Below are 26,860 nucleotides of genomic sequence, written 5' to 3'. Positions count from 1 at the left end.
CACCCCGGAGGTGTGAATGTCCTGAACACTTCAGGGACGGTAACCGCGTTCTTCCGGGGCCAACACCCCTTGGGTCAGGACTCGTTGAACTTTTGCCCGGCTAAGGACAAAGCGGGATCCGGGCAGCCCGGACCGGGGACCGGCGGACGCTCCGGTCCCCGTCCCGACCTGCGCCGAGTGCGGGGTCAGCTGTTGAACGCGGCGTCGAACGACGCGCTGGGCGGCTCGAAGTCGAAGGCCTTGAGCCGGCTCAGGGCCTCGGGCGCACCCTGCACCCTGTCCATGCCGGCGTCCTCCCACTCGACGGAGACGGGCCCCTGGTAGTCGATGGAGCGCAGCATGCGGAACACGTCCTCCCAGGGGACGTCGCCGTGCCCGGCCGACACGAAGTCCCAGCCGCGCCGCGGGTCGCCCCACGGCAGGTGGGAGCCGAGCCGCCCGTTGCGGCCGTCGAGGCGCTTGCGGGCCTCCTTGCAGTCGACGTGGTAGATGCGGTCGCGGAAGTCCCACAGGAAGCCGACGGGGTCGAGGTCCTGCCACACGAAGTGCGAGGGGTCGAAGTTGAGACCGAACGCCGGCCGGTGGTCGACCGCCTCCAGGGCGCGCTGCGTGGTCCAGTAGTCGTAGGCGATCTCGCTGGGGTGGACCTCGTGCGCGAACCGCACGCCCTCGGCGTCGAAGACGTCCAGGATCGGGTTCCAGCGGTCCGCGAAGTCCTGGTAGCCGCGCTCGATCATCGACGCGGGGGCGGGCGGGAACATGGCGACCAGGTGCCAGATCGCGGAGCCGGTGAAGCCGATGACGGTGTCGACGCCGAGACGGGCGGCGGCGCGTGCGGTGTCCTTGATCTCGGCGGCGGCGCGCTGCCGTACGCCTTCGGCGTCGCCGTCGCCCCAGATGCGGGCGGGCAGGATCGCCTCGTGGCGTTCGTCGATGATGGCGTCGCAGACGGCCTGGCCGACCAGGTGGTTGGAGACGGCCCAGCACTTGAGGCCGTACTTGTCGAGCAGCTGGTGCCGGGATTCCACGTAGGAGGGGTCGGCCAGGGCCTTGTCGACCTCGAAGTGGTCTCCCCAGCAGGCCAGTTCCAGGCCGTCGTAGCCGAAGTCGCGGGCGAGGCGGCAGACCTCCTCCAGCGGCAGGTCCGCCCACTGTCCGGTGAAGAGCGTGAAGTTGCGTGGCATGTCGCTGCCGGCCTCCTCAGGGCAGGATCGGGGTGTAGACGGAGTTCTTCTCGGCGCTCTCCTCCACGGCCGCGAGCACGCGCTGCACCTGCAGCCCGTCGGCGAAGGAGGGTTCGGGCCCGCGGCCCTCGGCCACGGCGTGGACGAGGTCGCGCGCCTGGTGCACGAAGGTGTGCTCGTAGCCGAGCCCGTGGCCCGGCGGCCACCAGGCGTCCAGGTAGGGGTGTTCGGGTTCGGTGACGAGGATCCGCCGGAAACCGGCGTGTTCCCCGGGCTCGGTGCCGTCGTGGTACTCCAGCTCGTTGAGCCGCTCCAGGTCGAAGGCGAGCGAGCCGCGCTCGCCGTTGAGTTCGATGCGCAGGGCGTTCTTGCGGCCGGTGGCGTACCGGGTGGCCTCGAAGGAGACCAGGGCGCCGGAGGTGAGGCGGCCGGTGAACACGGCGGCGTCGTCCACGGTGACCTGCCCCGTCACGCCGTCCGCCGAGCCCGCGGACAGGCCCCGGGAGGCGCCTGCGGGCAGCGGGCGCTCCCGTACGAAGGTCTCGGTGAGGGCGGAGACGCCCGCGATCCGCTCCCCCGACAGGTACTGGGCGAGGTCGACGATGTGGGCGCCGAGGTCGCCGAGCGCCCCCGACCCGGCCAGTTCCTTGCGCAGCCGCCAGGTGAGCGGGGCCTTCGGGTCGACCAGCCAGTCCTGGAGGTAGGTCACCCGCAGGTGCCGAAGCCGGCCGACGCGGCCCTCCGCCACCATCCGCCGGGCCAGCGCGGTGGCCGGCACCCGGCGGTAGTTGAAGCCGACCATCGCCAGCTGCCCGCGCGCCCCGGCCGCCTCGGCGGCGCGGGTCATCTCCTGCGCCTCCTCGACGGTGTTGGCGAGCGGCTTCTCGCACAGGACGTGTTTCCCGGCGGCGAGCGCGGCCAGCGCGATCTCGGCGTGGCTGTCGCCGGGGGTGCAGATGTCGACGAGGTCGATGTCGTCCCGTTCGACCAGGGTCCGCCAGTCGGTCTCGGTGCTCGCCCAGCCGTGCCGGTCGGCCGCCAGGCGGACGGCGTCGGCGTCCCGCCCGCAGATCGCGGCCAGTACCGGGTTCAGCGGCAGGTCGAAGACCCGGCCCGCGGTGCGCCAGCCCTGGGAGTGGGCGGCACCCATGAAGGCGTAGCCGACCATCCCGACGCGCAGGGGCGGTCTGGTCGCGGACGCCCCCGTCGCCGCCCCGGCGTCGGTCCCGGTGTCGGTCCCGCTGCCGGTTTTGGCGGCTGCCTCCTCGGCCCCGGCCCCCTCGGGCTGCTGCGGCTGTCCCATGCGGATGTCCTCCTCGTCGTGGTGGCGCGGTGGGGTGGGCCCCGCCCCGGCGGGCCGGCTGGTCAGGCCGCCGCCGGGGCGGAGTCCGTCACTTGAAGCCCGTGGGCATGTACTGGTCGACGTTCTCCTTGTCGACGACGGCCGAGTAGCAGGTGACGGTCGAGGGGATCTCGAACTCGGCGAGGCCGCTGACGCCCTTGCCCTGGCCGAGGGCGCGGGCCAGGTCGATCGCCGAGGCGGCCATGGTCGGCGGGTAGAGCACCGTCGCCTTCAGCACGCCGCGGTCGGCCTTGATGGCCTCGAAGGCGGAGAGCGCGCCCGCGCCGCCGACCATCAGGAAGTCGTCGCGTCCGGCCTGCTCGATGGCGCGCAGGGCGCCCACGCCCTGGTCGTCGTCGTGGTTCCACAGGGCGTCGAAGTCCGACTGGGCCTGGAGCAGCTGGGCCATCTTGGCCTGGCCGGACTCCACGGTGAACTCGGCGGCCTGGCGGGCCACCTTCTTGATGTTCGGGTAGTTCTTCAGTCCGTCGTCGAAGCCCTGGGTGCGCTGCTGGGTCAGCTCCAGGTTGTCGATGCCGGCCAGTTCTATGACCCGTGCGTTCGGCTTGTCCTTGAGCTTCTCGCCGATGTAGTGGGCGGCGTTGAGGCCCATGCCGTAGTTGTCGCCGCCGACCCAGCAGCGGTAGGCCTGGGGGCTGTTGAAGATGCGGTCCAGGTTGATGACCGGGATGCCGGCCCGCATCGCCTTCAGGCCGACCTGGGTGAGGGCCTTGCCGTCGGCGGGCAGCACCACCAGGACGTCGACCTTCTTGTTGATGAGGGTCTCGATCTGGCCGATCTGCTGCGCGGTGTCGTTGGACCCCTCGGTGACCTCGAGGGTGACCTCCGAGTACTTCTCCGCGCGCTTCTTGGCGTTGTCGTTGATGGCGTTGAGCCAGCCGTGGTCGGCCTGCGGGCCCGCGTAGCCGATGGTGATCGGCTTGCCGGGCTTGTCGTCCGCGGCCGGCTGGGTGTCCGCGGCGGCCTTGTCGTCGCCGTTGTCGGGGTCGTTGCTGGTGCACCCCGTGAGGACGGCACCGGCGGACACGGCGGCGGCTCCGAAGAGCAGCCCTCTGCGACTCGTGAGCTTCGTCATGACGGTGAACCCTTTCCTCAATGCGTGCTTGCGGTACGGCGCTGGACCAGCACGGCGGCGACGATGATCGCGCCCTTGGCGATCTGCTGCACGTCGGTCTGCAGGTTGTTCAGGGCGAAGATGTTGGTGATCGTGGTGAAGATCAGGACGCCCAGCACGGAGCCGAGGATGTGGCCCCGGCCGCCGGTCAGCAGGGTTCCGCCGATGATCGCGGCGGCGATGGCGTCGAGTTCGTAGAGGTTGCCGTTGGTGTTCTGGCCGGAGCCGGCCAGGACGATCAGCAGGAAGGCCGCGATGCCGCAGCACAGACCGGACAGCAGGTACAGGTAGAGCCGCTGGCGGCGGACGTCGATGCCGGCCAGGCGGGCGGCCTCCGCGTTGCCGCCGACGGCGACGGTGCGCCGTCCGAAGGTGGTCCGGTTGAGCACCAGCCAGCCGACGACGGTGACGGCCGCGAACACCAGGACCAGCGGCGGGATGCCGAGGATGTAGGAGTCGCGCTCGCCGAGGTCCAGGACGCTGGATACCGTGACGACCTGGGTACGGCCGTCGGTGATCTGGAGCGCGAGGCCGCGGGCCGAGGCCAGCATGGCGAGGGTGGCGATGAAGGGGACCATCTGGCCGAAGGCGATGAGCACCCCGTTGACCAGTCCGCAGCCCACTCCCACCACGATCGCGGTGAAGAGGATCCCGAAGAACCCGTACTCCTGGGTGGCGACCGTGGTCGCCCACACCGAGGCGAGGGCGACGATGGCGCCGACCGACAGGTCGATGCCGCCGGAGACGATGACGAAGGTCATGCCGACGGTGACGACGCCGATCACGGACGCCTGGGTGAGCACCAGCTGGAGGTTGCGGGTGTCGAGGAACGAGTCGGGCTGGGTGATGCCGCCGATGAGCACCAGGACGGCGAGCACGCCGAGCAGGGTGAGGGTGCGGACGTCGGCGCGGCCCAACCGGACCCGCCAGGCGGGCGGAGCGTCCACGGGTGCCGCCTTGCCGGTGCCGTCCCGCGGCGGGGACACGTGCTGCGTCATGACGCCGGACTTCCTTCCATCACGAGGTCGAGTACGCGGTGTTCGTCGAGTTCGCGGGCGGGGGCCTCGTGCACGACGCGGCCCTCGCGCAGTACCAGTACGCGGTCGGCGAGACCCAGCACCTCGGGCACCTCGCTGGAGACCAGCAGGACGGCGAGGCCCTCGTCGGCCAGGCGCCGGATGACGGCGTACAGCTCGGCGCGGGCGCCGACGTCGACGCCGCGGGTGGGTTCGTCGAGCAGCAGGACCCGGCAGCCGCGCAGCAGCCAGCGGGCGAGCACCGCCTTCTGCTGGTTGCCGCCGGAGAGGGTGCGCACGGGCACGGACGGGTTGTCGGGCCGCAGGGACAGCTCGCGGGTGGCCTTGCGGGCCGCACCGAGTTCGGCGCCGCGGTCGATCCAGCCGCCGTGCGAGAAGCGGGACATGGCGGAGACCGACACGTTGCGGGTGACGGACTCCAGCATCAGCAGGGCCTGGGCCTTGCGTTCCTCGGGGGCGAGTCCGAGCCCGGCGCGCACGGCGGCGCGCACGCTGCCCGGCCGGAGCGGACGTCCGTCGACGAGGACCTGGCCGGCGCTCGCCTTCCGGGCGCCGTAGACCGTCTCCAGGATCTCGGAGCGGCCGGAGCCGACCAGCCCGGCGAGGCCGACGATCTCGCCGGGGCGCACCTCCAGGTCGAGCGGGGCGAACTCGCCCTGCCGGGCCAGCCCCCGGACGCTCAGCACGGGTTCGCCCGCGGGCGGTGCGGTGGGCCGATCCGGGAAGACGTACTCGACGTTGCGTCCCGTCATCAGCGCCACCACCTCGCGGGTGGGTGTCGACTCGGCGGGCAGGCCGCGGGCCACCGCCCGGCCGTCCTTGAGGACGGTGACCCGGTCGCCGATGCGGCGGATCTCCTCCAGGCGGTGCGAGATGTAGACGACGGCGACTCCGTCGGCGGTGAGGTCGGCGACGATGCGGAAGAGGTTGTCGACCTCGTCCGGGTCGAGCGCGGCGGACGGCTCGTCCATCACGATCAGCCGTACGTCGTGCGACAGCGCGCGTGCCATGGACACGATCTGCTGCTGGGCCGCCGACAGGTCGCCGACCAGCCGCCCCGGGTCGACCTCCGGGTGCCCGAGCCGTTTGAGCAGCGCGGCCGTCGACGCCTTGGCCGCCTTGCCCCGTACGACGAAGCCGGCGGCGGTCGGCTCGTGACCGAGGTGGACGTTCTCGGCGACCGACAGGTGTTCGACCAGGTCGAGTTCCTGGTAGATGGTGGCGATGCCGAGGCGCATGGCCGCGATGGGCGAGCGCAGGGTGACCTCCTCGCCGCGCCAGCGGATGGTGCCGGTGTCGGGCTGGTGGGCGCCGGCCAGCACCTTGATGAGGGTGGACTTCCCGGCGCCGTTCTGGCCGAGGAGGCAGTGCACCTCGCCGGCCTGGACGTCGAGGTCGACGCCGTCGAGGGCCCGGACTCCCGGGAACGACTTGGTGATGCCGGACATGCTGAGCAGCGGTGGTTCTGGTGCCATGTGAGGTCCCCTCGGCGGGCGTGCGGGCCGGTGTCAGGGCAGAGCAGAGCAGGGCGTGGCGGAACAGGGTGTGGCGAAACGGTGCGTGACGGTGCGGAGCAGGGCAGGGCTGGGTGGAGCGCTGTGCTGGGTGGGGCTCGGAACCGGTCGGTGACTACGCGGGTGAGAACAGGTGGTCGCTGATCAGCCGGGCCGCGCCGATGACTCCGGCGGTGGGTCCCAGCTCCCCGAGGACGATGGGCAGGTTGCCGGTCGCCAGTGGCAGCGACTGGCGGTAGACCTGGGTGCGGATGGCGGCGAGCAGGTTGTGGCCGAGGCCGGTCACCCCGCCGCCGATCACCACCAGGCCCGGGTTGAAGAAGCTGACCAGGCCGGCGATGACCTGGCCGGTGCTGCGGCCGCCCTCCCTGATCAGGTCCAGCGCGGTGGCGTCGCCCGCGGCGGCCGCGGCGGCGACGTCGGCGGCGCTGAGGCCCCCGTTCGCCTCCAGCCGGTTCGCGAGCTCGGCCGACTGCCCTTGCTGGGCGGCCTCCGTGGCGTCGCGGGCCAGGGCCGCGCCGCTGAAGTGGGCTTCCAGGCAGCCACGGTTGCCGCAGGCGCACTGGCGTCCGTCGGGCACCGCCTGGATGTGTCCGATGTCGCCCGCGCTGCCCGTGGTCCCGCGGTAGACGTCCCCGCCGACGACGATGCCGCAGCCGATACCGGTACCGATCTTGACGACGAGGAAGTCGTGCTGGGTGCGGGCGACGCCCGCGTGCTGCTCCCCCAGCGCCATCAGGTTCACGTCGTTGTCGACCATGACCGGGCAGCCGAGTTCCTGGCTGAGCGCCTCCCGTACCGGGAAGCCGTCCCAGCCCGGCATGATCGGCGGGGCCACCGGCACGCCCTCGGGGAAGCGGACCGGCCCCGGGACGCCGATGCCGGCCCCGTCGAAGCCCTCCGCGAGCCCGGAGGCGCGCAGCTTGGCGGCCATGGACAGCACCTGCTCGAAGACCGCGACCGGGCCTTCGCGTACGTCCATGGGCTGGTTGATGTGCCCGAGGATCTCCAGCTCGGCGTTGGTGACGGCGACGTCGACCGAGGTCGCGCCGATGTCGACGCCGAGGAAGCGCAGTTCGGGGTTGAGGCGGACGTTGTGGCTGCGGCGCCCGCCGCGCGAGGCGGCGAGCCCGTCGGCCACCACGAGTCCGGTCTCCAGCAGCCGGTCCACCTCGACGGCCAGTTTGGACCTGGAGAGGTCGACCTGGTCGCCCAGCTGGGCACGGGAGTTGGGCCCGCCGTCGCGCAACAGCTGGAGCAGTCGCGCTTGGTGGGCGTTCGCGGGTCGTGCGGTCATGCGTCTCACGAGCCCCTCCCCGCCTCAATCGGCCTTGGGTCCGCCGGTTTCCGGCCACGTCCGTGACTTGCTGTCGTGGCGTGCTTTCGGAGGGAACGTAGCAGCGGGCGCCGGGTGTGGGAAGAAGTCACGCACGAATTGCTGCGAACTTTCTCCTCTGAGTGGACAAAGCAGAGCGCGACATCCGCCGGACCCGGACACGACGAGGCCGCCCGGCCGAGGTGCCGGGCGGCCTGTGAACGCCCTCCGAACGGGCTCTGACCTCAGGATTCTCCGCGCGCGTGGTACGAGCGGCGGGTGTGTTCGGTGTGCTCGCGCATCAGCCGGGTCGCCGCCTGCTCGTCCCGTTCGGCGATGGCCGCGATCAGCTTGCGGTGCTCGATCCAGGACTGCCGGCCGCGCTGCCGGGCGATCGGGGTGTAGTACCAGCGGACGCGGCGGTCGACCTGTGCGGCGAGTTCGGCCAGGACCGCGTTGCCCGCCAGCTCCATGACCTTGCCGTGGAAACGGGCGTTGACGGCGACGGTGGCGTCCACGTCCTCGGCGGCGACGGCCCGCTCCCCCTCCTCACACAGCTCCTCCAGCGCGGCGATGCCGGCACTGGAGGCGTTGGCCGCGGCGAGCCGGGCCGCCTCGGCCTCCAGGAGCGTACGCACCGTCAGGAGCTGGTCCGCCTCCTCCTCCGTCGGCTCGTGCACGAACGCGCCCTGCGCGGGGCGCAGATCGACCCAGCCCTCGGTGTTGAGCCGCTGCAGTGCCTCGCGCACCGGCTGCCTCGACACCCCCAGGTGACCGGCGAGTTCGCTCTCGACGAGGTGCTGGCCGGGCCGCAGGGCCCGGGTGGTGATGAGTTCGAGCAGCGCCTCGTAGACACGGTCCCGCAGCGGGCCGGGCCGTTCGAGCCTGGGCACCGCACCCTGCGGCAGTCCTGCGGACAACATCGGTCCCCCCTCGACGGCCGGAACACAACCAGTACGCGAAGTATTGATTGTCTTTCGTCTACAGTCTACGGCGCACGCTCGGGCCGTGCGGCCGGGGTGCAGGCCACGTCACATCGGGGGGCCGGGGCCGTCAGGGGCAGCGGACGACCTGTCCGGCGTAGGAGAGGTTGCCGCCGAAGCCGAAGAGCAGCACCGGGTCGCCGGTGGTGATCTCGCCCCGCTCCACCAGCTTGGACAGCGCCAGCGGGATGCTCGCCGCCGAGGTGTTGCCGGACTCCACGACGTCCCGGGCGACCACGGCGTTGACGGCACCGATCTTCGCGGCGAGGGGTTCGATGATGCGCAGGTTGGCCTGGTGCAGGACGACCGCGGCGAGGTCGGCGGGGGCGAGGCCGGACCGCTCGCAGGCCTGGCGGGCGATGGCGGGCAGCCGGGTGGTCGCCCAGCGGTAGACGCTCTGCCCCTCCTGCGCGAACCGCGGCGGCGTTCCCTCGATGCGGACCGCGTTGCCCATCTCGGGCACCGACCCCCACAGCACGGATCCGATCCCCGCCTCCTCGCCCGGCGCGCAGGCCTCGACGACGGCGGCCCCCGCCCCGTCGCCGACCAGCACACAGGTGGTGCGGTCGGTCCAGTCGGTGACCTCGGACATCTTGTCCGCGCCGATGACCAGCGCCCGGCTCGAGGAACCGGCCTGTACGGCGTGGTCGGCAGTGGCCAGGGCGTGGGTGAAGCCCGCGCACACCACGTTGAGGTCCAGCGCGGCGGGGCCGGGGATGCCGAGGCGGGCCGCGACGCGGGCGGCGGTGTTCGGGGAGCGGTCGATCGCGGTGGAGGTGGCGACGACGACCAGGTCCACGTCGGCGGGGGTCAGCCCGGCCGCCGCGAGCGCCTTCGCGGCGGCGTGGCCGGCCAGCTCGTCGACCGGCTCCTCGGGTCCGGCGATCCGGCGCGAACGAATGCCCACCCGGCTCCTGATCCACTCGTCGCTGGTGTCGACCAGGCCCGCCAGGTCCTCGTTGGTGAGGATCCGGGCGGGCTGGTAGTGGCCGACGGCGGTGATGCGGGAGCCTTGGTGCATGGGTGGAGTCCTCGCTGCCTCGGGGTACGGGATCCACCAGTGTGATCAGTGACCGACGGGTACGACGGCAGGTGATACGACAGGAAACCGGCGCCCGGCTTGTCGGCTTCGGTCAGCACCCTCCGCCGCGTCGCCGGTCCGCCCGCCGGTGGCCGCCCTCACCCCGTGAAGAGCTGGGTCGCCTTCCGTACGAGTTCGTACAGCCCGTAGGCGAGCGGCGCGCCCACCCAGAGCCAGGTGAAGGCGACCAGCGGCCGCCGGTCGGGCACCTCGGCCGTCTCAGGCGGACTCTGGCTGCTGTCGGATGACATCGTTGCCTTCCTTCGGCGCGGGGACGGTGGTCGCGGGTTCGTGGTGCCGGGCGTGGACGGGCCGGACGAGTTCGTTGGCGACGAAGCCGACGACCAGCAGCCCGATCATGATGAGAAAGGAGGTGCCGTACAGGGCCGAGCCGTGCCGCCCCGCCTCCTCCTGGTGGTCGGCGATCCAGTTCACGATCAGCGGCCCGAGGACACCGGCCAGCGACCAGGCGGTGAGCAGCCGCCCGTGGATCGCTCCGACCTGGTAGGTGCCGAAGAGGTCCTTGAGGTAGGCGGGAGCCGTGGCGAAGCCGCCGCCGTAGAAGGAGAGCACGACCAGGGCGCACAGGACGAACAGCGGCTTGGAGGAGTCGCCGAACAGCGCGATCAGGGTGTACATGAGCGCGCCGACGCCGAGGTAGACGCGGTAGATGTTCTTGCGTCCGATCAGGTCGGAGGCCGAGGACCAGCCGATCCGGCCCGCCATGTTGGCCGCCGACAGCAGGGCCACGAAACCGGCCGCCGCGGTCGCCGACACCGGGGTGGAGGTGTCGGCGAAGAAGTCCGTGATCATCGGCGCGGCCTTCTCCAGGATGCCGATGCCGGCCGTGACGTTCATGCAGAGCACGATCCACAGCAGCCAGAACTGCGGCGTGCGCACGGCCGAACGCGCCGAGACCTGGACCCCTTCGAGCGGTGCGGGCCGCCCGTCCGCCCGCTCCCTGGGCCGCGGCACCCGCACCAGCAGCACGCCGAGCAGCATGAAGACGGCGTACGTCAGTCCGTGCACGAGGAAGGCGAGGGCGATCCCGGAGTTGTCGGTGCCGAAGGACTTCAGCATCTGCGCCGACCAGGGCGAGGCGATGAGGGCGCCGCCGCCGAAGCCCATGATGGCGATGCCGGTGGCCATGCCCGGCCGGTCCGGGAACCACTTGATCAGCGTCGAGACGGGCGAGATGTAGCCGATGCCGAGGCCGATCCCGCCGACGAAGCCGTAGCCGAGGACGATCAGCCAGTACTGCTCCGCCGCCGCGCCGAGCGCGGAGAGCAGGAAGCCGGACGAGAAGCAGACCAGGGCGACGGTCATCGCCCAGCGCGGTCCGTGCCGTTCGACGAGCGTGCCGCCGAACGCGGCGGACAGGCCGAGCATCACGATGCCGAGCTGGAAGGGCAGTGCGCTCTGTGTGCCGCTGAGTCCGAGCGCGGACTCCAGGGGCGGTTTGAACACGGACCAGGCGTAGGCCTGGCCGATGGAGAGGTGGACCGAGAGAGCGGCCGGGGGGACGAGCCAGCGGCTCCAGCCCGGGGGTGCGACGGGGGGACTCATGGGTCCCCAACCGTAGGGATCCGGAAAGCGCTTGAGAAGACTGTTGAGCAGACAACTACAGAGGACGAGCACGCGACTACGGACCACCACCACTGCTGCGCAAAGCCTTGCCGCTCCAACCTCCATACTGTAGACAATATTTCGTCGACATCATCGATCCTGCGTCGGCCCCTTCTTTCCCCTTCTTCCCGGTTCCTCTTCTTCCCGGTTCCTCGGTATCCCTCGACCGAACGGAGCTCCCCCGCCATGAAAGTCGCAGTCCTCGGCGCCGGGGCGATCGGCGCCTACGTCGGCGCCGCGCTCCACCGTGCGGGCGCCGACGTGCATCTCATCGCCCGCGGACCGCATCTGGCGGCCATGAGGCAGTACGGAGTACGGGTGCGCAGCCCGCGCGGCGACTTCACCGCGCACCCGCGCGCCACCGACGACCCGGCCGAAGTCGGCCCGGTCGACTACGTGTTCCTGGGTCTGAAGGCCAACTCGTACGCGGCGTGCGGGCCGCTGATCGAGCCGCTGCTGCACGGGACCACGGCGGTCGTGGCCGCCCAGAACGGCATTCCCTGGTGGTACTTCCACCGGCACGGCGGCCCCTGGGACGGGCGCCGTCTGGAGAGCGTGGACCCGGCCGGCGCGGTCAGTGCGGTGCTCGCGCCCGAACGGGCCGTCGGCTGCGTCGTGTACGCGGCCACCGAACTGGAACAGCCGGGCGTCGTACGGCACGTGGAAGGAACCCGGTTCTCGATCGGCGAGCCCGGCCGTGAGGTCTCGCCGCGGTGTCTGGCGCTCAGCGAGGCGATGCGGTCGGGCGGTCTGAAGTGCCCGGTCGAGCGGGATCTGCGCAACGACATCTGGCTGAAGCTGCTGGGCAACATCTCCTTCAACCCGATCAGCGCCCTGGTCCGGGCCACCATGCGCCAGATGTGCCGGCACGGCGGCACCCGCGAAGTCATCGAGACCATGATGACCGAGACGCTGGCGGTCGCCGGGGCCCTCGGCTGCGAGGTCGGCGTCTCCATCGAACGCCGGCTCGCGGGCGCCGAGAAGGTCGGTGACCACCGCACCTCCACGCTCCAGGACCTGGAGCGCGGCAAGCCGCTCGAACTCGACGTGCTGCTCGCGGCCGTCGTCGAGCTGGCGGAGATCACCGGGGTCCCGGTGCCCACCCTGCGCACCGTGCACGCCCTGTCGGACCTGCTCGCACTGAGGAGCGCCGCATGAGGAAACGCGACCGAACCCCCAAGACCTACACCCGCCTCACCCACCCCCTGGTCCGGGACTCGCGCGACGAGCCCCTGCGCCGGGCGACCTGGGAGGAGGCCCTGGACCGCACGGCCCGGGGCCTGGCGGCGGCGCGCGGCGCGTTCGGGATGTTCTCCTGCGCGCGGGCGACCAACGAGATGAACTACGTGGCGCAGAAGTTCGCCCGGGTGGTGATGGGCACCCACAACGTCGACTCCTGCAACCGCACCTGTCACGCGCCGAGCGTCGCGGGCCTGTCGGCCGCCTTCGGCTCGGGCGGCGGCACCTCCTCCTACGAGGAGATCGAGCACACCGACGTCATCGTGATGTGGGGCTCCAACGCCCGCTTCGCGCACCCGATCTTCTTCCAGCACGTGCTGAAGGGCATCCGGGGCGGCGCCCGCATGTACGCCGTCGACCCGCGCCGCACCTCCACCGCCGAGTGGGCGGAGGGCTGGCTCGGGCCGAACGTCGGCACGGACATCCCGCTGGCGCACGCGGTCGGCCGCGAGATCATCCACGCGGGCCTGGCCAACGAGGCGTTCATCTCACGCGCGACGACCGGTTACGACGAGTACAAGGCCCTGGTCGAGCCCTGGACCCTCTCCCTCGCCGAGAAGGTGACGGGCGTACCGGCCGCCGCCATCCGCGAGCTGGCGCACGCCTACGCCCGCGCCGAGCGCGCCCAGCTGTGCTGGACCCTCGGCATCACCGAGCACCACAACGGCACGGACAACGTCCGCGCCCTGATCAACCTCTCCCTGCTCACCGGCCACGTCGGCCGCTACGGCTCCGGTCTTCAGCCCCTGCGCGGCCAGAACAACGTGCAGGGCGGCGGTGACATGGGCGCCATCCCCAATCGCCTCCCCGGCTTCCAGGACGTGCTCGACCCGGAGGTCCGCCGGAAGTTCGAGACGGCGTGGGACACGGTGGTCGAGCCGCGCCACGGGCTCACCCTGACGGAGATGTTCGAGGCCATGGAGGACGGCACCCTGCGCGCCGTCTACTGCATCGGCGAGAACCCGGCCCAGTCGGAGGCGGACGCGCAGCAGGCGGTACGCCGCCTGCGCGCACTGGACTTCCTGGTGGTCCAGGACATCTTCCTGACGAAGACCGCCGAACTGGCCGACGTGGTCCTCCCGGCGACGGCCGGCTGGGCGGAGACGGAGGGCACCACCACCAACAGCGAGCGACGCGTCCAGCGCGTGCGCAGGGCGGTCAGCCCGCCGGGGGAGGCCCGTGAGGACATCGACATCCTCTGCGACCTCGCGGCCCGCCTGGGCCACGACTGGAAGTACGCCGACGCGGAGGCGGTCTGGAACGAGCTGCGCTCCCTCTCCCCCGACCACCACGGGATGACGTACGCCCGCCTGGCGGAGCACCAGGGCATCCAGTGGCCGTGCCCGAGCACGGAGGGGCTGGAACCGACGTACCTGCACGGCAGGCTGTGGGACCCGGACCCGGCCGCCCGTGGCCGCCTCGCCCCCTTCGGCATCGTCCGGCACGACCCGCCCGTGGATCTCACCGACGAGCAGTACCCGATCCGGCTGACCACGGGACGCCGCCTCGACTCCTACAACACCGGGGTACAGAGCGGCAGTTACGCATCCCCCCTGCGTCGCGGGGAGTCCGTCGAGCTCTGCCCCGAGGACGCCGAACGCTACGGGGTCGTGGTCGGCGAGGAGGTCCGGGTGGCCTCGCGGCGCGGCTCGTTGCTGGCCCCCGTCTGGGTCGACCCGGCCCTGCGACCGGGCCTGGCCTTCATGAGCTTCCACTTTCCCGACGAGGTGGACACCAACCAGCTGACCATCGAGGCCAACTGTCCCATCGCCGGGACGGCGGAGTTCAAGGCCTCGGCGATCCGGATCGAGAAGGTGAGCACCGGTGGACCTGCGCTTCGGTGACGGCAAACCCACGGACGAGGAACGCGAGGCCGTCGACGCCCTGCTCGGTCCGCCCGAGTCCTCCTGGGAGGGCGCCACCCGCGGCGAGAGTGACGCCGCCGACCTCAGGTGGGCACGCGGCGGCCGCGAGGCCCGGGACCGCCGCGACCAGCTCCTCCCGGCCCTGCACGCGCTCAACGACCGGGTCGGCTGGATCAGCGAGGGCGCCCTGGACTACGTGTGCCGCCGCCTGACGGTCTCCCCTGCCGAGGCCTACGGCGTGGCCACCTTCTACGCCATGTTCTCCGTCCGCCCCCGCCCGGCGACCGTCCTGCACGTCTGCACGGACCTCGCGTGCACGACGGCGGGGGCGGGCGAGCTGTGCGCGGCCGTGGAGGCACGGCTGGGCCCGGAGAGCGGAGTCAAGGTCGAGCGGTCTCCGTGCCTGGGCCTGTGCGAACGGGCCCCGGCGGCTCTGGTGATCCGAGCGGGTGACACTCCGGCCCGTCCGGCACGGGGGGACACTCCGGCCCGTCCGGCGTTTGAGGACGAGGCCGTCCAGGCCGAAAGCGGAGGTCCGGGAGCGGCAGCCCCCGGGGACGGGAACGGGAAGGGGCGGCGGGGGCGAAACACCCTCCACACGACGGCCGTCTGCGCACCCGCGACCCCCGACGGGGCGGTCCGAGCGGCCACCTCCCCCGAAACGGCCCCCACCGAACCGGCCCCCCGAGCCGCCGTCCCCCAGTCCGGCGACCCCACCCTCACCCTCCTCAAGCGCATCGGCACCGTGGACCCCACCTCCCTCGACGACTACCGCGCCCACGGCGGCTACACCGCACTCCGCCACGCCTTCGCCCTCGGCCCCGCCGGCGTCATCCGCGAGGTCACCGACGCCGGCCTGGCCGGCCGCGGCGGCGCCGCCTTCCCCACCGGCCGCAAGTGGCAGGCGACGGCCGCCCAGCCCGACCACCCGCACTACCTGGTCTGCAACGCGGACGAATCCGAACCGGGCACCTTCAAGGACCGCGTCCTCATGGAGGGCGACCCGTACGCCCTGGTCGAGGCGATGACGATCGCGGCCTACGCGACCGGCGCCCACCGGGGCTACCTCTACCTCCGCGGCGAGTACCCCCGCGCCCTCGCCCGCCTGACCCACGCCATCGAGCAGGCCCGCACCCGGGGCCTGCTCGGCGACGACGTCCTCGGTCAGGGCTACGCCTTCGACATCGAGATCCGGCGCGGCGCCGGCGCCTACATCTGCGGCGAGGAGACGGCCCTGTTCAACTCGATCGAGGGTCATCGCGGCGAGCCCCGCTCCAAGCCCCCGTTCCCCGTCGAGAAGGGCCTGTTCGGCAAGCCCACGGTCGAGAACAACGTAGAGACCCTGGTCAACGTCCTCCCCATCCTGACGATGGGCGCCGGCGCGTACGCCGCGATCGGCACCCCGGCGTCCACCGGCCCGAAGCTGTTCTGCGTGTCGGGCACCGTGGCCCGCCCCGGCGTCTACGAACTCCCCTTCGGCGCGACGCTCGGCGAACTGCTCACCCTCGCCGGGGTCCGCGACAACCTCCGCGCTGTCCTGCTCGGCGGCGCCGCCGGCGGTTTCGTCCGCCCCGACGAGCTGGACATCCCGCTCACCTTCGAAGGCACCCGCGAAGCGGGCACGACGCTGGGCTCCGGCGTCGTCATGGCCTTCGACGACACGGTCCCGCTCCCCCGCCTGCTCCTGCGCATCGCCGAGTTCTTCCGCGACGAGTCGTGCGGTCAGTGCGTGCCGTGCCGGGTGGGCACCGTCCGCCAGGAGGAGGCGCTGCACCGGATCGCCGACCGCACGGGCGCCGCGGCGGCCGATGACATCGCCCTGCTCCGCGAGGTCGGCCGCGCGATGCGGGACGCCTCGATCTGCGGTCTGGGGCAGACCGCGTGGAACGCCGTGGAATCCGCCATCGACCGTCTGGGGGCGTACGAATGACCGCGATACCGCTCGGAGTGCCGCGCCGCCTGGTGGAGTTCACCCTCGACGGACAGGAGGCGCGGGTCCCGGAGGGCTCGACGATCCTCGACGCCTGCCGGGCGGCCGGGAAGGACGTGCCGACCCTGTGCGAGGGCGACACGCTCACCCCGAAGAACGCCTGCCGGGTCTGCGTGGTGGACGTCGAGGGCGCCAGGACCCTCGCGCCCGCCTGCTCGCGCGAGGCGGAGTCCGGCATGGTGGTGCGCACCGACACCGAGCGCGCCCGGCACAGCCGCAAGGTCGTCCTCGAACTCCTCGCCTCCTCCGTCGACCTCTCCACCACCCCTTCGGCCGCCCAGTGGATCAAGGAGTACGAGGCGAAGCCCGACCGCTTCGGCCCGGACGCGGCCCGCGTCGACGAGGAACCGCGCGTCGACAACGACCTCTACGTCCGCGACTACGGCAAATGCATCCTCTGCTACAAGTGCGTGGACGCCTGCGGCGACCAGTGGCAGAACAGCTTCGCCATCTCCGTATCCGGCCGCGGCTTCGACGCCCGGATCTCGGTCGAGCACGACGGCCCGCTGACCGACTCGGCGTGCGTCTACTGCGGCAACTGCATCGAGGTGTGCCCCACGGGGGCCCTGTCCTTCAAGTCGGAGTTCGACATGCGGGCGGCCGGCACCTGGGACGAGGAGCGGCAGACCGAGACGACGACGGTGTGCGCGTACTGCGGTGTGGGCTGCAACCTCACGCTCCATGTGCAGGACAATGAGATCGTCAAGGTCACCTCTCCGCACGACAACCCGGTGACCCACGGCAACCTGTGCATCAAGGGCCGCTTCGGCTACCAGCACGTACAGAACCGGGACTGACCGGCACACCGACCGGCGCAAGGGGCACGAACATGGGACGAGTCACGGAACGACGCAAGGTCCTCCGCATCAGGGACGGGGCGGTCTCCTCCCGCCCGGACACGCTCGTCGCCGAGGAACCGCTGGAGATCCGGCTGAACGGCAAGCCCCTCGCCATCACCATGCGCACTCCCGGCGACGACTTCGCGCTGGCGGCGGGTTTCCTGGTGAGCGAGGGGGTCCTCGCCGAGCAGGCCGACCTCCAGAACATCGTGTACTGCGCGGGCGCCACGGCCGACGGCTCCAACACCTACAACGTGGTCGACGTGCGGACGGCCCCCGGCGTGCGGGTCCCGGACATCACCCTGGAGCGGAACGTCTACACCACCTCGTCCTGCGGGCTGTGCGGCAAGGCGAGCCTGGACGCGGTGCGGACGACCGCCCGCTGGCCCATCGCCGACGCTCCCCCGGTCCGCGTCACCCCGGAGCTGCTGGCGGACCTGCCCGACCGGCTGCGCGCCTCCCAGCGGGTCTTCGACCGGACCGGCGGGCTGCACGCGGCGGCGCTGTTCACCGAGGACGGCGAACTGGTGGACGTACGGGAGGACGTGGGCCGGCACAACGCGGTCGACAAGCTGGTCGGCCGCGCCCTGCAGAGCGGGGACCTGCCGTTGTCCCGGTCCGTGCTGCTGGTGTCGGGCCGGGCCTCCTTCGAGCTGGCGCAGAAGGCCGTGATGGCGGGCATCCCGGTGCTGGCCGCGGTGTCGGCGCCGTCCTCGCTGGCCGTGGACCTGGCCGCCGAGACCGGCCTGACACTGGTGGGCTTCCTGCGCGGCAGCTCCATGAACGTGTACGCGGGTGAGGACCGGGTCGCCCTGCGGGCCGCGGCCGCCAAGGGCTGACCCCCTCCCCGCGACACGGCGGCGGGGTCCCTGTCGGCGGGGAGCGCCCCCTGCGCCCCGGGGGCCCCGCCTCGACCGCGCCGGTGTCCGACACGCGGGGGACGACGCGGTCCCCGCGGACCCAGGGCGGCTCTTGTACTGATGTCCCGACGAAAGGGTCCCTCCACCAGCCGCCCCGAAGGGCAGACCGCGCCATGCCGCCTCGTCCTCCCCGTGCCTTCTGGCTCGCGCTCGCCGCGTCCTGCACGCTCGCCGTGACCTCCCCCTTCCCGGCACACGCGCGATCCGGCGACCGCGTCCCCGGGTTCGAGGAGCAGGTGCTCTTCGACGCGGCCCGCGACCCCGGCGGATACGCCTGCTTCCGCATCCCGGCGATCGTGCGCACCACGGAGGGCACCCTGCTCGCCTTCGCCGAGGGCCGCGTCCTCGACTGCGGGGACGCCGGCGACATCGACGTGGTCCTCAAGCGCTCCACCGACGGCGGACGCACCTGGGGTCCGCTCCAGGTCGTCAACGACGGCGGCGGCGACACCCACGGCAACCCGGCCCCGGTCGTCGACCGTGCCACCGGCCGCGTCCTCCTGCTGGAGACGTACAACGCGGGCCGCACGGACGGAGCGAACTGCGCGGTGCCCTGCGCCCGCACGCCACACCTCCAGCACAGCGACGACGACGGCCGCACCTGGTCCACGCCCCGCGACCTGAGCCCCGGGATCCTGCCGCCCGACTGGAACTCCTGGTACGCCACCGGCCCCGGGCACGGCATCCAGCTCACCGGCGGCGCCCACCCCGGGCGGCTCGTCGTCGGCGTCAACGCCGAGACCTGGGACGGCGAGCGAAGCGAGATGGGGGTCCCCCCGGCCGGAGGCCGGGGGAGGGTCACCGCCCACCACGCGGCCCTCGTGGTCAGTGACGACGGCGGCGAGCACTGGAGGACCGGCGCCACCGACACCTGGCCCGTCGCCGCCGACGGCACCTTCCGGCAGAAGCCCTCCGAACTGTCCCTCGCCGAACGCGCCGACGGCGCGCTCCTGGTCAGCGGCCGGGAGGACAACGGCACCGACCTCGGCCACCGCACCCAGGCCCTCAGCCGCGACGGCGGCGACACCTTCGCGGCGCCCTTCCGGGCCCTGCCCGACCTGTACGCCCCGCAGGTGCAGGGCGCGGTGCTGCGCCTGGGCGACCGCACCCTGCTGTCGGCGCCGGCCGACCCCGACCGCCGTCGGACCATGACCCTCCGCTCCTCCTGGGACGGCGGCGCGACCTGGGACAGCGTGGACCGCGGCACGGTCGTCACCCGGGACTGGTCGGGCTACTCGGACCTGGTGGGCGTCGACGAGGACACCGTGGGCCTGCTGTACGAGGCCGGGACGGCCGACGCACGCGACGAGATCCGCTTCGCCCGGTTCACCGAGGACCGGCTCGCGCCGCGCCGGCCCGCCGACCCCACCACTCCCGACCTCGCGCCCGGTGCCGCACCCGCGGCCGTGCTCGGCGGCGCCGGGACGACGGACGGCGCGGCGGGCGGCGCGCTCGTCTTCGACGGCGCCGACGACGCCGTACGACTGCCCTACGACGGGCGGCTGGCGCTCGGGGAGGGGGACTTCACGGCGTCGCTGTGGTTCCGGTACTCGGCGGCCGACGGGGAGCAGCCGCTGCTGTGGATGGGCGGCATCGGCACGGACCAGCCCCAGGTGTGGCTGCGCGCCGAGCCCGGGAACAGGCGGGTGCGGGGGCTGATCACCGCGCGCGAGGGCGCAGCGGCGCCCCGCTCGGCGTGGGTGCGCGCCGACCGGGCCCTCGACGACGGGCGGTGGCACCGTCTGACGCTGCGCCGCGGCGGGGGCCGGCTCGCGCTGTTCGTCGACGGTTCGGCGTCGGCGGACGCGGCGGACGTGCCGGGTTCGGTCAGCCGGAACTCGCCCTTCGGGGTGCACATCGGCGAACGGATGGACGGCCGGGCCCGCTTCACCGGCGCCGTCGACGACGTACGCGTGTGGAACCGGGCCCTGACGGACGCGGAGATCGCCGCGGGCGATCCGCCCGCCGCCACCGGGAACCCGGTCCTGCACCTGCCCCTGGACCGGGTGGCCGGGGCGGCCACGGGCGGCTGACCGTCACCGCGCGGGTGCGGACGCCTCAGGCCGAGCGGCCGCCGGTGCCGACCGCGGTGCGCGCCGGCGCGGCCGACTCCTCGGGCGGGACCGCCTCCGGGTCGCGCGACCGGCGCTTGGCGATCACCGCGCACACCATCAGCTGCATCTGGTGGAAGAGCATCAGCGGCAGTACCGCCAGGGATGCCTGGGCCCCGAACAGAACACTCGCCATGGGCAGTCCGGCGGCGAGCGACTTCTTGGACCCGGCGAACTGGATCGCGATCCGGTCCTCCCTCCCGAAGCCGAGGCCCTTCGCCCCGTACCAGGTCAGGAGCAGCATCACGGCCAGCAGTACCGCCTCGACGGCCAGCAGCCCGGCCAGCCGCACCGGGCTCACCTGGTGCCAGATGCCGTGGACCATGCCCTCGCTGAACGCCGTGTAGACGACCAGGAGGATCGAGCCGCGGTCGACGAGAGCGAGCGCCTTCCTGTGCCGGGCGACGAAGCCTCCGATCCACCGGCGCAGCAGTTGCCCGGCCGCGAAGGGCACCAGCAGTTGCAGCACGATCTCCACCACCGAGTCGGCGGAGAACCCGCCCCCGCTGCCGCCGAGCAGGGCGGCGGCCAGCAGCGGCGTGACGACGATGCCGGCCAGCGAGGAGAAGGACCCGGCGCAGATGGCGGCGGGCACGTTGCCGCGGGCGATGGAGGTGAAGGCGATCGACGACTGGATGGTCGACGGCACCAGGGTGAGGAAGAGCAGGCCCTGGAAGAGGGGGTCGGTCAGGAACACCGGGACCAGGGCGCGGGACGCGAGGCCGAGCAGCGGGAAGACCACGAAGGTGCAGGCCAGCACGGTGAGGTGGAGCCGCCAGTGCCGTACGCCGTCCATCGCCTCACGGGTGGACAGCCGGGCACCGTAGAGGAAGAAGAGGAACGCGATCGCGCCGGTCGAGGCGCCGGAGGCGACGTCCGCGCCCGTGCCGCGGGCCGGCAGCAGCGCCGCGAGGCCCACGGTGCCGAGCAGCAGCAGGATGTACGGGTCGATCGGCATCCAACGCGGCCAACGCAGGCGTTTCACGGTGCTCCACTTGCTCGCTGCTCACTCGTTCTGTTCGTGCGACGGGGTCACGGGCCCCCGCTCCATCGTGCTCCCCCGCCCGGCGATCGGGAATCCGGTACACCGCTCTGACTGTCATCACGATCCCCGATGACCACCGCTAGCCTGGTGGCATGTACGACCCCTCCCACCTGCGTACCTTCCTGTCGGTGGCCCAGACGCTGAGCTTCACGCAGGCCGCCCGGCGGCTCGGGCTGCGCCAGTCCACGGTGAGCCAGCACGTACGGCGCCTCGAGGACGCCACCGGCCGGCAGCTGTTCAGCCGGGACACGCACTCCGTGGAGCTGACGGAGGACGGGGAGGCGATGCTCGGGTTCGCGCGCCGGATCCTGGAGGTGCACGAGCAGGCGACGGCCTTCTTCACGGGCACCCGGCTGCGCGGGCGGCTGCGGTTCGGGGCGTCCGAGGACTTCGTGCTGACCCGGCTGCCGGAGATCCTGGAAACCTTCCGGCACGACCACCCGGAGGTCGACCTGGAGCTGACGGTGGAGCTGTCGGGCACGCTGCACGAGCAGCTGGCGGCCGGGAAGCTGGACCTGGTGCTGGCCAAGCGGCGGCCCGAGGAGCCGCGCGGCGAGCCGGTGTGGAGCGACCGGCTGGTGTGGATCGGAGCGCCGCGGCTGCGCCTGGAACCGGACCGCCCGGTGCCGCTCATCGTCTATCCGCCGCCCGGCATCACCCGTGCGCTGGCACTGGACGCCCTGCAACGCCAGGGCAGAGCCTGGCACGTCGCGTGCACCAGCGGCAGTCTCAACGGTCTGATCGCCGCCGCCCGCGCGGGCCTGGGCGTGATGGCGCACTCCCGCGGCCTCGTCCCGCCCGGGCTGGTGCGGGTGCCGGACCGGGCGGGGCTGCCCGAGCTGGGCCGCGTCGACTTCGTGCTGGTGCACGGCCGGCGCCGCCCCTCGGCGCAGGGCGCGGCCAACGCCCTGGCGGCGGCGATCCTGGCGGGCGGCGACCGGCTGCACCGGCCTCAGCGCACGGGCCTCGGATAGGTGAGCTGCTTGACCCGGCGCAGGAACGGCGAGGCCTCCACGTGCTGGACGCCCTCCAGGCGGCCGAGCGGACCGCTGAGGTAGGCGTAGAGGTCGGCGGTGTTGCGGACGACCGCGGTGGCGACGATGTTGGACGGGCCCGCGGTGGCGGCGGCGTGGGCGATCTCGGCGTGTGCGGCGAGGGCCTCGCCCACCCGGTGCAGCGCGGCCGGGCTGGTGGTGAGCCACAGCACGGCGGCGGTCGGATATCCGAGGATCTCCGCGTGGTACTCCACGTCGATGTACACGGCGCCGGAGCCGAGCAGCGCGGCCAGGCGGCGTTTGACCGCGGACTCGGAACGGCCGGTGGCGCGCTGGAGTTCGGGAAGCCCGGCGCGCCCGTCGCGCTCCAGCACGTCGAGCAGCGGCTCGTCCTCGGGGTCGATGCGGGCGGGCCCCGGCGGGCGTGGTCCGGTCTCCGGCCGCAGCGCCGCGACCTGGTCGTCATCGAGGACGCCGAACTTGCGCAGCCAGCCGCTGGGTCCGCCGTAGAAGCGGTGCAGGACCTGGTGGGCGTGGATCTCCAGGACGCGCGGGGTGCGCGGCAGCTTGCCGAGGAGCAGGTCGTCCCGGTCGCCGGGACTGCGCGGCCGGGTACCGAAGATGATCTCGGTGCCGCCCCCGGCCAGCCCGATCCAGTTGGTGTCGGGCCGCTTGGCGAGGGCGTCCGCGATGGCCGGTGCGCTGTCGGGGACGCAGCGCAGCCGCAGCGTCCAGTGGTCCTGGCCGAGCCGCTCGGCGTCCCGGACGGCGACCACCCGCAGCCCGCCCTCGGCGCACAGCCTGCGGTAGCGGCGGGCGACGGTCTGGTCGGAGACGCCGAGCACCGCCCCGATGCGGCTGAAGGAGGCGCGGCCGTTCACCTCCAGAGCGTCCAGCACGCGCAGGTCGAGTTCGTCGAAGGTGTCGGATTCCATCCGCAACGGGGCCTCTCCCATCGGATTCCGTCACACGAGCGCCGTTGACGGGGTCGATCTGCCGGTGTCGGTCCATCGTACGGAGGCACGGACACTCGTAGCGCAACAGGAAGAAGACGGAACATGCGTACATGGGGGCCGCTCACGGCGGTGTGCCTGGGGACGTTCATGCTGCTGCTGGACGTGACCATCGCGGTGGTCGCGCTGCCGGACATGGCCAGGGGGCTGCACGCGTCGCTGAGCGATCTGCAATGGGTGATGGACGGCTACGCGCTGGCGCTGGCCGCGCTGCTGCTGGGGCTGGGCGCCGCGGCCGACGTCCTGGGACGGCGCCGGGTGCACGTGGCGGGCGTGGTGCTGTTCGCGGCGGCGTCGCTGCTGTGCGGGCTGGCCACCGGGCCGGGAATGCTGGTCGCGGCGCGCGGACTGCAGGGGGTGGGCGCGGCGGCGATGTTCGCCACCACGCTGCCGCTGCTGGGCTCGGTCTACCAGGGGCGCCGGCGGTCGATGGCGCTCGGGGTGTGGGGCGCGGTCAGCGGGGCGGCGGCGGCCGTGGGCCCGGTGCTCGGCGGACTGCTCACCGACGGTCCGGGCTGGCGCTGGATCTTCTGGGTGAACCTGCCGGTGAGCGTGGCGGCGGTCTGGCTGACGCTGCGCGTGGTGCCGGAGTCCCGCGGGGCGGCCGGACGCCGCGTGGACTGGGCGGGTACGGCGACCTTCGCGGCCTTCGCCGGGGCGCTGACGTACGGGGCGGTGCGCGCCGGGTCGCACGGCTGGACCGAGGGCGGCACGCTCGTCTCCTTCGTCCTCGCGGTGCTGGCGCTGGGCGCGTTCGTCGCCGTGGAGCACCGGGTCGCCGATCCGCTGCTCGACCCGCGGCTGTTCCTGCGGCCCGCGTTCTCGGGTGTGCTGCTGGGCGGGCTGGCCTTCAACGCGGCGGCGTTCGGGGTGATGGCGTACACCTCCATATGGCTGCAGACGCTGCTGGGGATGAGCCCGGTGCGGGGCGGGCTGGTGTTCGTGTGGCTGTCGCTGGCGTCGTTCCTGGTGGCCGCGGCGGGCGGGCGGCTGCTGCACGGGGTGCCGGCGCGGCTGACCATCGGGGGCGGGCTGCTGCTGATCGCGGCGGGCCAGTTCTGCATGGCGTTCCTGGGCGCGGGCTCCACCGCGTCCGCGCTGGTGCCGGGGCTGCTGCTGGTGGGTGTCGGGACGGGTCTGGTGTCGCCCGGCATCGCGGGCGCCGCTCTGGCGGCGGTCCCGGCGGAGCGGTCCGGCATGGCCGGGGGCGCGGTCAACACCTTCCGGCAGCTCGGGTACGCGCTCGGCATCGCCGTGTTCGGCACGGTGCTGACCTCGCGGATGCAGGACACGCTGCCGCACGACGCGGCGCACGGTCTGGCGGGCGGTGCGGCGGGGGCCCTGCGGGGCGTGTTCGGCGAGCACGCGCTGCGGGCCGCGTTCGCCTCCGGACTCAACGCGGCGGCGGTGACCGCGGGCGCGGTCGCGGCGGTCGCCGGGGTGCTGGTGCTGGTGCTGGTCAGGGCCGACCGCGGCGGCCGGAACGCCGGTGTGACGGATTCCGCGCCGCCCGCGCTGGAAGAGGAGAAGGCCACTCCGGTAGCCCCGTACCGGCGGTAAGCGGGTCGTACAGATTCGGTGGAGATTACGGCACCGAAACTTACTCAACCGTCAGGAAACTGTCCGACCCTTCCCCATGTGAGCGCATTTTCTCCCGCTGACCAGCGCGAACATGAGCCCTGTTCGATTTTGGCGCCCCTCCCGTCCCCGCGCCGGGTGGGGTAGCTTTCACCGCGCTGTGCGGGGGGTCATCGAAAAGCGGGGAGCGGGGTTTGCGCGAGTTCACCAGTCCTCCGTCGAGGTTGGCACCACCGGTGGGCGGTCTGGCCGACGTCGTCTTCGAGCATGCCCAGCAGGATCCGCGGCACATCGCGCTCGGCCGCAAGGACGAGGCCGGGCAGTGGCGGGACGTCACCGCTGGAGCCTTCCGCGACGAGGTCCTCGCCCTCGCCAAGGGGCTGCTGGCCCAGGGCATCCGCTTCGGCGACCGGGTCGCCATCATGTCCCGCACCCGCTACGAGTGGACCCTCTTCGACTTCGCCCTGTGGACCATCGGCGCCCAGGTGGTGCCCATCTACCCGACCTCCTCGGCCGAGCAGTGCATGTGGATGCTCTACGACGCCGAGGTGACGGCCGCGGTCGTGGAGCACGAGGACCACGCGATGACGATCGCCACCGTCATCGACCGGCTGCCGCACCTGCGCGGCCTGTGGCAGCTGGACTCGGGAGCCGTACAGGAGCTGTACGACGCGGGCGCCCACCTCGACGACGAGGTGGTCCACCGGCACCGCAAGGCGGTCACCCCGGAGTCGGTGGCCACCGTCATCTACACCTCGGGCACCACCGGCCGCCCCAAGGGCTGCGTCCTGACCCACGGCAACTTCATGTACGAGGCCGACACCGTCATCGCGCGCTGGGAGCCGGTGTTCCACTCCAAGCGCGGCGACGAGGTGGCGACCCTGCTGTTCCTGCCGCTGGCGCACGTCTTCGGGCGGATGGTTGAGGTCGCGGCGATCCGCGGCCGGGTCCGCTTCGGCCACCAGCCGCAGCTCAACGCCGCGGCCCTGCTGCCCGACCTGGCCGCCTTCCGGCCGACCTTCATCCTGGCGGTGCCGTACATCTTCGAGAAGGTGTTCAACGCGGCGCGGCGCAAGGCGGAGAAGGAGGGGAAGGCCGGTCCCTTCGAGAAGGCCGTCGACGTGGCCGTGAAGTACGCGGAGGCGGTGGAGGCCAAGGCCTGGGGCATCGGGCCCGGCCCGTCGGCGGGGCTGCGGATGCAGCACCAGCTCTTCGACAAGCTCGTCTACGCCAAGGTGCGGGCCGCGATGGGCGGCCGCATCCGCAACGCCATGTCGGGCGGCTCGGCGATGGACCGGCGCCTCGGGCTGTTCTTCGCGGGCGCGGGCGTGCAGATCTACGAGGGCTACGGCCTGACCGAGTCCACCGCGGCCGCCACCGCCAACCCGCCCGAGCGCACCCGCTACGGCACCGTCGGGCAGCCGGTGCCGGGCGTGACCGTGCACATCGCGGACGACGGGGAGATCTGGCTGAAGGGCGACAACGTCTTCGAGGGTTACCTGAACAACCCCAAGGCCACCGACGAGACCCTGCACGACGGCTGGCTGGCCACCGGCGACCTGGGCGCCCTGGACGAGGACGGCTACCTCACCATCACCGGCCGCAAGAAGGAGATCCTGGTGACCTCCGGCGGCAAGAGCGTCTCCCCGGGGCTGCTGGAGGAGCGGGTGCGCGACCACCCGCTGGTCAACCAGTGCATCGTCGTCGGCAACGACCGGCCCTACGTGGCCGCGCTCATCACCCTGGACCAGGAGGCGGTCGAGCACTGGCTGACGATGCGCAACAAGCCGCGGATGTCGCCGGCCGACCTGGTGCACGACGCCGACCTGGAGACCGAGGTGCGGCGCGCGGTCGTCGCGGCCAACACGCTGGTGTCCCAGGCCGAGTCGATCCGCACCTTCCGTATCCTCGCCCAGCCGTTCACCGAGGAGCACGGGCTGCTGACCCCCTCGCTGAAGCTGAAGCGCAAGGCCATCGAGAACGCCTACGGCACCGAGGTCGAGGCGCTTTACACCGCGTGAGTCGCACGGTCAGGAATGCGTCGGGAC

The 26,860-nt window shown here is 72.5% G+C and carries 21 protein-coding genes; 9 read left to right on the top strand and 12 right to left on the bottom strand.

The features are described 5' to 3' along the window. Window positions 1-185 precede the first annotated feature (185 nt). The 10 genes from ACZ6IM_RS25610 to ACZ6IM_RS25565 all read right to left on the bottom strand — a co-directional run bounded on the left by ACZ6IM_RS25610 (window position 186) and on the right by ACZ6IM_RS25565 (window position 11,157). Complete coding sequence (locus ACZ6IM_RS25610; RefSeq protein ID WP_052840473.1) at window positions 186-1,184, bottom strand: sugar phosphate isomerase/epimerase family protein; 999 nt, start codon at window positions 1,182-1,184, stop codon at window positions 186-188. A gap of 16 nt (window positions 1,185-1,200) precedes the next feature. After that, window positions 1,201-2,487, bottom strand: a complete 1,287-nt coding sequence (locus tag ACZ6IM_RS25605; protein ID WP_052840474.1) for a Gfo/Idh/MocA family protein — start codon at window positions 2,485-2,487, stop codon at window positions 1,201-1,203. An 88-nt stretch (window positions 2,488-2,575) separates the two neighbouring features. Further along, window positions 2,576-3,622, bottom strand: coding sequence for a substrate-binding domain-containing protein (locus tag ACZ6IM_RS25600; RefSeq protein WP_052840475.1), 1,047 nt, complete (start codon window positions 3,620-3,622; stop codon window positions 2,576-2,578). A 17-nt stretch (window positions 3,623-3,639) separates the two neighbouring features. Further along, entirely contained in the window at window positions 3,640-4,659 is a 1,020-nt protein-coding gene (locus tag ACZ6IM_RS25595; protein WP_052840476.1) for an ABC transporter permease, read from the bottom strand. Continuing rightward, window positions 4,656-6,173 carry a sugar ABC transporter ATP-binding protein gene (locus ACZ6IM_RS25590; protein ID WP_052840477.1) on the bottom strand — a complete coding sequence of 506 codons (1,518 nt, stop codon included), beginning with the start codon at window positions 6,171-6,173 and terminating at the stop codon, window positions 4,656-4,658. Before ACZ6IM_RS25590 ends, ACZ6IM_RS25595 begins: the two co-directional genes overlap by 4 nt. A 154-nt stretch (window positions 6,174-6,327) precedes the next feature. Next, on the bottom strand, window positions 6,328-7,509 hold the full coding sequence (locus tag ACZ6IM_RS25585) for an ROK family transcriptional regulator (RefSeq protein ID WP_052840478.1): 1,182 nt from the start codon (window positions 7,507-7,509) through the stop codon (window positions 6,328-6,330). A gap of 263 nt (window positions 7,510-7,772) precedes the next feature. Beyond that, window positions 7,773-8,450: a GntR family transcriptional regulator gene (locus tag ACZ6IM_RS25580; protein ID WP_052840479.1), complete on the bottom strand. Its 678-nt coding sequence runs from the start codon at window positions 8,448-8,450 to the stop codon at window positions 7,773-7,775. A gap of 130 nt (window positions 8,451-8,580) precedes the next feature. Beyond that, window positions 8,581-9,531 carry a beta-ketoacyl-ACP synthase III gene (locus ACZ6IM_RS25575; protein WP_052840480.1) on the bottom strand — a complete coding sequence of 317 codons (951 nt, stop codon included), beginning with the start codon at window positions 9,529-9,531 and terminating at the stop codon, window positions 8,581-8,583. Between the two features lie 158 nt (window positions 9,532-9,689). Continuing rightward, on the bottom strand, window positions 9,690-9,842 hold the full coding sequence (locus tag ACZ6IM_RS25570; protein WP_469559362.1) for an MFS transporter small subunit: 153 nt from the start codon (window positions 9,840-9,842) through the stop codon (window positions 9,690-9,692). Further along, on the bottom strand, window positions 9,811-11,157 hold the full coding sequence (locus ACZ6IM_RS25565) for an OFA family MFS transporter (protein WP_052840481.1): 1,347 nt from the start codon (window positions 11,155-11,157) through the stop codon (window positions 9,811-9,813). The genes ACZ6IM_RS25570 and ACZ6IM_RS25565 overlap by 32 nt, the downstream gene beginning before the upstream one ends. Before the next feature lie 246 nt (window positions 11,158-11,403). On the opposite strand from ACZ6IM_RS25565, the gene ACZ6IM_RS25560 reads away from it, so the two are divergent. From ACZ6IM_RS25560 to ACZ6IM_RS25535, 6 genes are all read left to right on the top strand, one after another. Then, window positions 11,404-12,375: a 2-dehydropantoate 2-reductase gene (locus ACZ6IM_RS25560; protein ID WP_052840482.1), complete on the top strand. Its 972-nt coding sequence runs from the start codon at window positions 11,404-11,406 to the stop codon at window positions 12,373-12,375. Next, window positions 12,372-14,300, top strand: a complete 1,929-nt coding sequence (locus tag ACZ6IM_RS25555; protein ID WP_469559358.1) for a molybdopterin oxidoreductase family protein — start codon at window positions 12,372-12,374, stop codon at window positions 14,298-14,300. The genes ACZ6IM_RS25560 and ACZ6IM_RS25555 overlap by 4 nt, the downstream gene beginning before the upstream one ends. Further along, a complete protein-coding gene (locus ACZ6IM_RS25550; RefSeq protein ID WP_469559355.1) occupies window positions 14,281-16,251 on the top strand; it encodes an NAD(P)H-dependent oxidoreductase subunit E in 1,971 nt (656 codons plus the stop codon). Before ACZ6IM_RS25555 ends, ACZ6IM_RS25550 begins: the two co-directional genes overlap by 20 nt. After that, complete coding sequence (locus tag ACZ6IM_RS25545) at window positions 16,248-17,108, top strand: 2Fe-2S iron-sulfur cluster-binding protein (RefSeq protein WP_469559354.1); 861 nt, start codon at window positions 16,248-16,250, stop codon at window positions 17,106-17,108. Before ACZ6IM_RS25550 ends, ACZ6IM_RS25545 begins: the two co-directional genes overlap by 4 nt. A 32-nt stretch (window positions 17,109-17,140) precedes the next feature. Then, entirely contained in the window at window positions 17,141-17,989 is an 849-nt protein-coding gene (gene fdhD, locus ACZ6IM_RS25540; protein ID WP_469559351.1) for a formate dehydrogenase accessory sulfurtransferase FdhD, read from the top strand. Window positions 17,990-18,183: 194 nt separating this feature from the next. Beyond that, on the top strand, window positions 18,184-20,103 hold the full coding sequence (locus ACZ6IM_RS25535) for an exo-alpha-sialidase (protein WP_469559348.1): 1,920 nt from the start codon (window positions 18,184-18,186) through the stop codon (window positions 20,101-20,103). 25 nt (window positions 20,104-20,128) lie between these two features. Here the strand turns inward: ACZ6IM_RS25535 and ACZ6IM_RS25530 are convergent, their stop codons facing one another. Further along, complete coding sequence (locus ACZ6IM_RS25530; protein ID WP_469559346.1) at window positions 20,129-21,166, bottom strand: bile acid:sodium symporter family protein; 1,038 nt, start codon at window positions 21,164-21,166, stop codon at window positions 20,129-20,131. 152 nt (window positions 21,167-21,318) lie between these two features. Between ACZ6IM_RS25530 and ACZ6IM_RS25525 the strand changes: the two genes are divergently transcribed. Further along, window positions 21,319-22,200 carry a LysR substrate-binding domain-containing protein gene (locus ACZ6IM_RS25525; protein ID WP_052840489.1) on the top strand — a complete coding sequence of 294 codons (882 nt, stop codon included), beginning with the start codon at window positions 21,319-21,321 and terminating at the stop codon, window positions 22,198-22,200. Here ACZ6IM_RS25525 and ACZ6IM_RS25520 read toward each other — a convergent pair. Next, a complete protein-coding gene (locus ACZ6IM_RS25520) occupies window positions 22,179-23,156 on the bottom strand; it encodes an Lrp/AsnC family transcriptional regulator (RefSeq protein ID WP_469559496.1) in 978 nt (325 codons plus the stop codon). The two genes, ACZ6IM_RS25525 and ACZ6IM_RS25520, sit on opposite strands and share 22 nt — an antisense overlap. Window positions 23,157-23,279: 123 nt before the next feature. Here ACZ6IM_RS25520 and ACZ6IM_RS25515 point away from each other — a divergent pair, with 123 nt between their 5' ends. Beyond that, entirely contained in the window at window positions 23,280-24,794 is a 1,515-nt protein-coding gene (locus ACZ6IM_RS25515; protein WP_052840490.1) for an MFS transporter, read from the top strand. A 212-nt stretch (window positions 24,795-25,006) separates the two neighbouring features. Continuing rightward, window positions 25,007-26,833 (top strand): AMP-dependent synthetase/ligase, encoded by a 1,827-nt coding sequence (locus ACZ6IM_RS25510; protein WP_469559342.1) that lies wholly within the window; start codon window positions 25,007-25,009, stop codon window positions 26,831-26,833. Window positions 26,834-26,860 lie beyond the last annotated feature (27 nt).

The sequence above is a fragment of the Streptomyces sp. NPDC042336 genome (assembly GCF_055581985.1).
The sequence above is the reverse complement of the archived record's forward strand: the minus strand, read 5'-3'. Positions and strand labels throughout refer to the sequence as shown.

Coding starts and splice junctions, on each gene's coding strand:
- ACZ6IM_RS25565 (WP_052840481.1), bottom strand. CDS start 11,157: ATGAGTCCCCCCGTCGCACCCCCGGGCTGGAGCCGCTGGCTCGTCCCC.
- ACZ6IM_RS25560 (WP_052840482.1), top strand. CDS start 11,404: ATGAAAGTCGCAGTCCTCGGCGCCGGGGCGATCGGCGCCTACGTCGGC.
- ACZ6IM_RS25525 (WP_052840489.1), top strand. CDS start 21,319: ATGTACGACCCCTCCCACCTGCGTACCTTCCTGTCGGTGGCCCAGACG.
- ACZ6IM_RS25520 (WP_469559496.1), bottom strand. CDS start 23,156: ATGGAATCCGACACCTTCGACGAACTCGACCTGCGCGTGCTGGACGCT.
- ACZ6IM_RS25570 (WP_469559362.1), bottom strand. CDS start 9,842: ATGTCATCCGACAGCAGCCAGAGTCCGCCTGAGACGGCCGAGGTGCCC.
- ACZ6IM_RS25555 (WP_469559358.1), top strand. CDS start 12,372: ATGAGGAAACGCGACCGAACCCCCAAGACCTACACCCGCCTCACCCAC.
- ACZ6IM_RS25535 (WP_469559348.1), top strand. CDS start 18,184: ATGCCGCCTCGTCCTCCCCGTGCCTTCTGGCTCGCGCTCGCCGCGTCC.
- ACZ6IM_RS25585 (WP_052840478.1), bottom strand. CDS start 7,509: ATGACCGCACGACCCGCGAACGCCCACCAAGCGCGACTGCTCCAGCTG.
- ACZ6IM_RS25610 (WP_052840473.1), bottom strand. CDS start 1,184: ATGCCACGCAACTTCACGCTCTTCACCGGACAGTGGGCGGACCTGCCG.
- ACZ6IM_RS25515 (WP_052840490.1), top strand. CDS start 23,280: ATGCGTACATGGGGGCCGCTCACGGCGGTGTGCCTGGGGACGTTCATG.
- ACZ6IM_RS25605 (WP_052840474.1), bottom strand. CDS start 2,487: ATGGGACAGCCGCAGCAGCCCGAGGGGGCCGGGGCCGAGGAGGCAGCC.
- ACZ6IM_RS25545 (WP_469559354.1), top strand. CDS start 16,248: ATGACCGCGATACCGCTCGGAGTGCCGCGCCGCCTGGTGGAGTTCACC.
- ACZ6IM_RS25590 (WP_052840477.1), bottom strand. CDS start 6,173: ATGGCACCAGAACCACCGCTGCTCAGCATGTCCGGCATCACCAAGTCG.
- ACZ6IM_RS25595 (WP_052840476.1), bottom strand. CDS start 4,659: ATGACGCAGCACGTGTCCCCGCCGCGGGACGGCACCGGCAAGGCGGCA.
- fdhD (WP_469559351.1), top strand. CDS start 17,141: ATGGGACGAGTCACGGAACGACGCAAGGTCCTCCGCATCAGGGACGGG.
- ACZ6IM_RS25575 (WP_052840480.1), bottom strand. CDS start 9,531: ATGCACCAAGGCTCCCGCATCACCGCCGTCGGCCACTACCAGCCCGCC.
- ACZ6IM_RS25600 (WP_052840475.1), bottom strand. CDS start 3,622: ATGACGAAGCTCACGAGTCGCAGAGGGCTGCTCTTCGGAGCCGCCGCC.
- ACZ6IM_RS25580 (WP_052840479.1), bottom strand. CDS start 8,450: ATGTTGTCCGCAGGACTGCCGCAGGGTGCGGTGCCCAGGCTCGAACGG.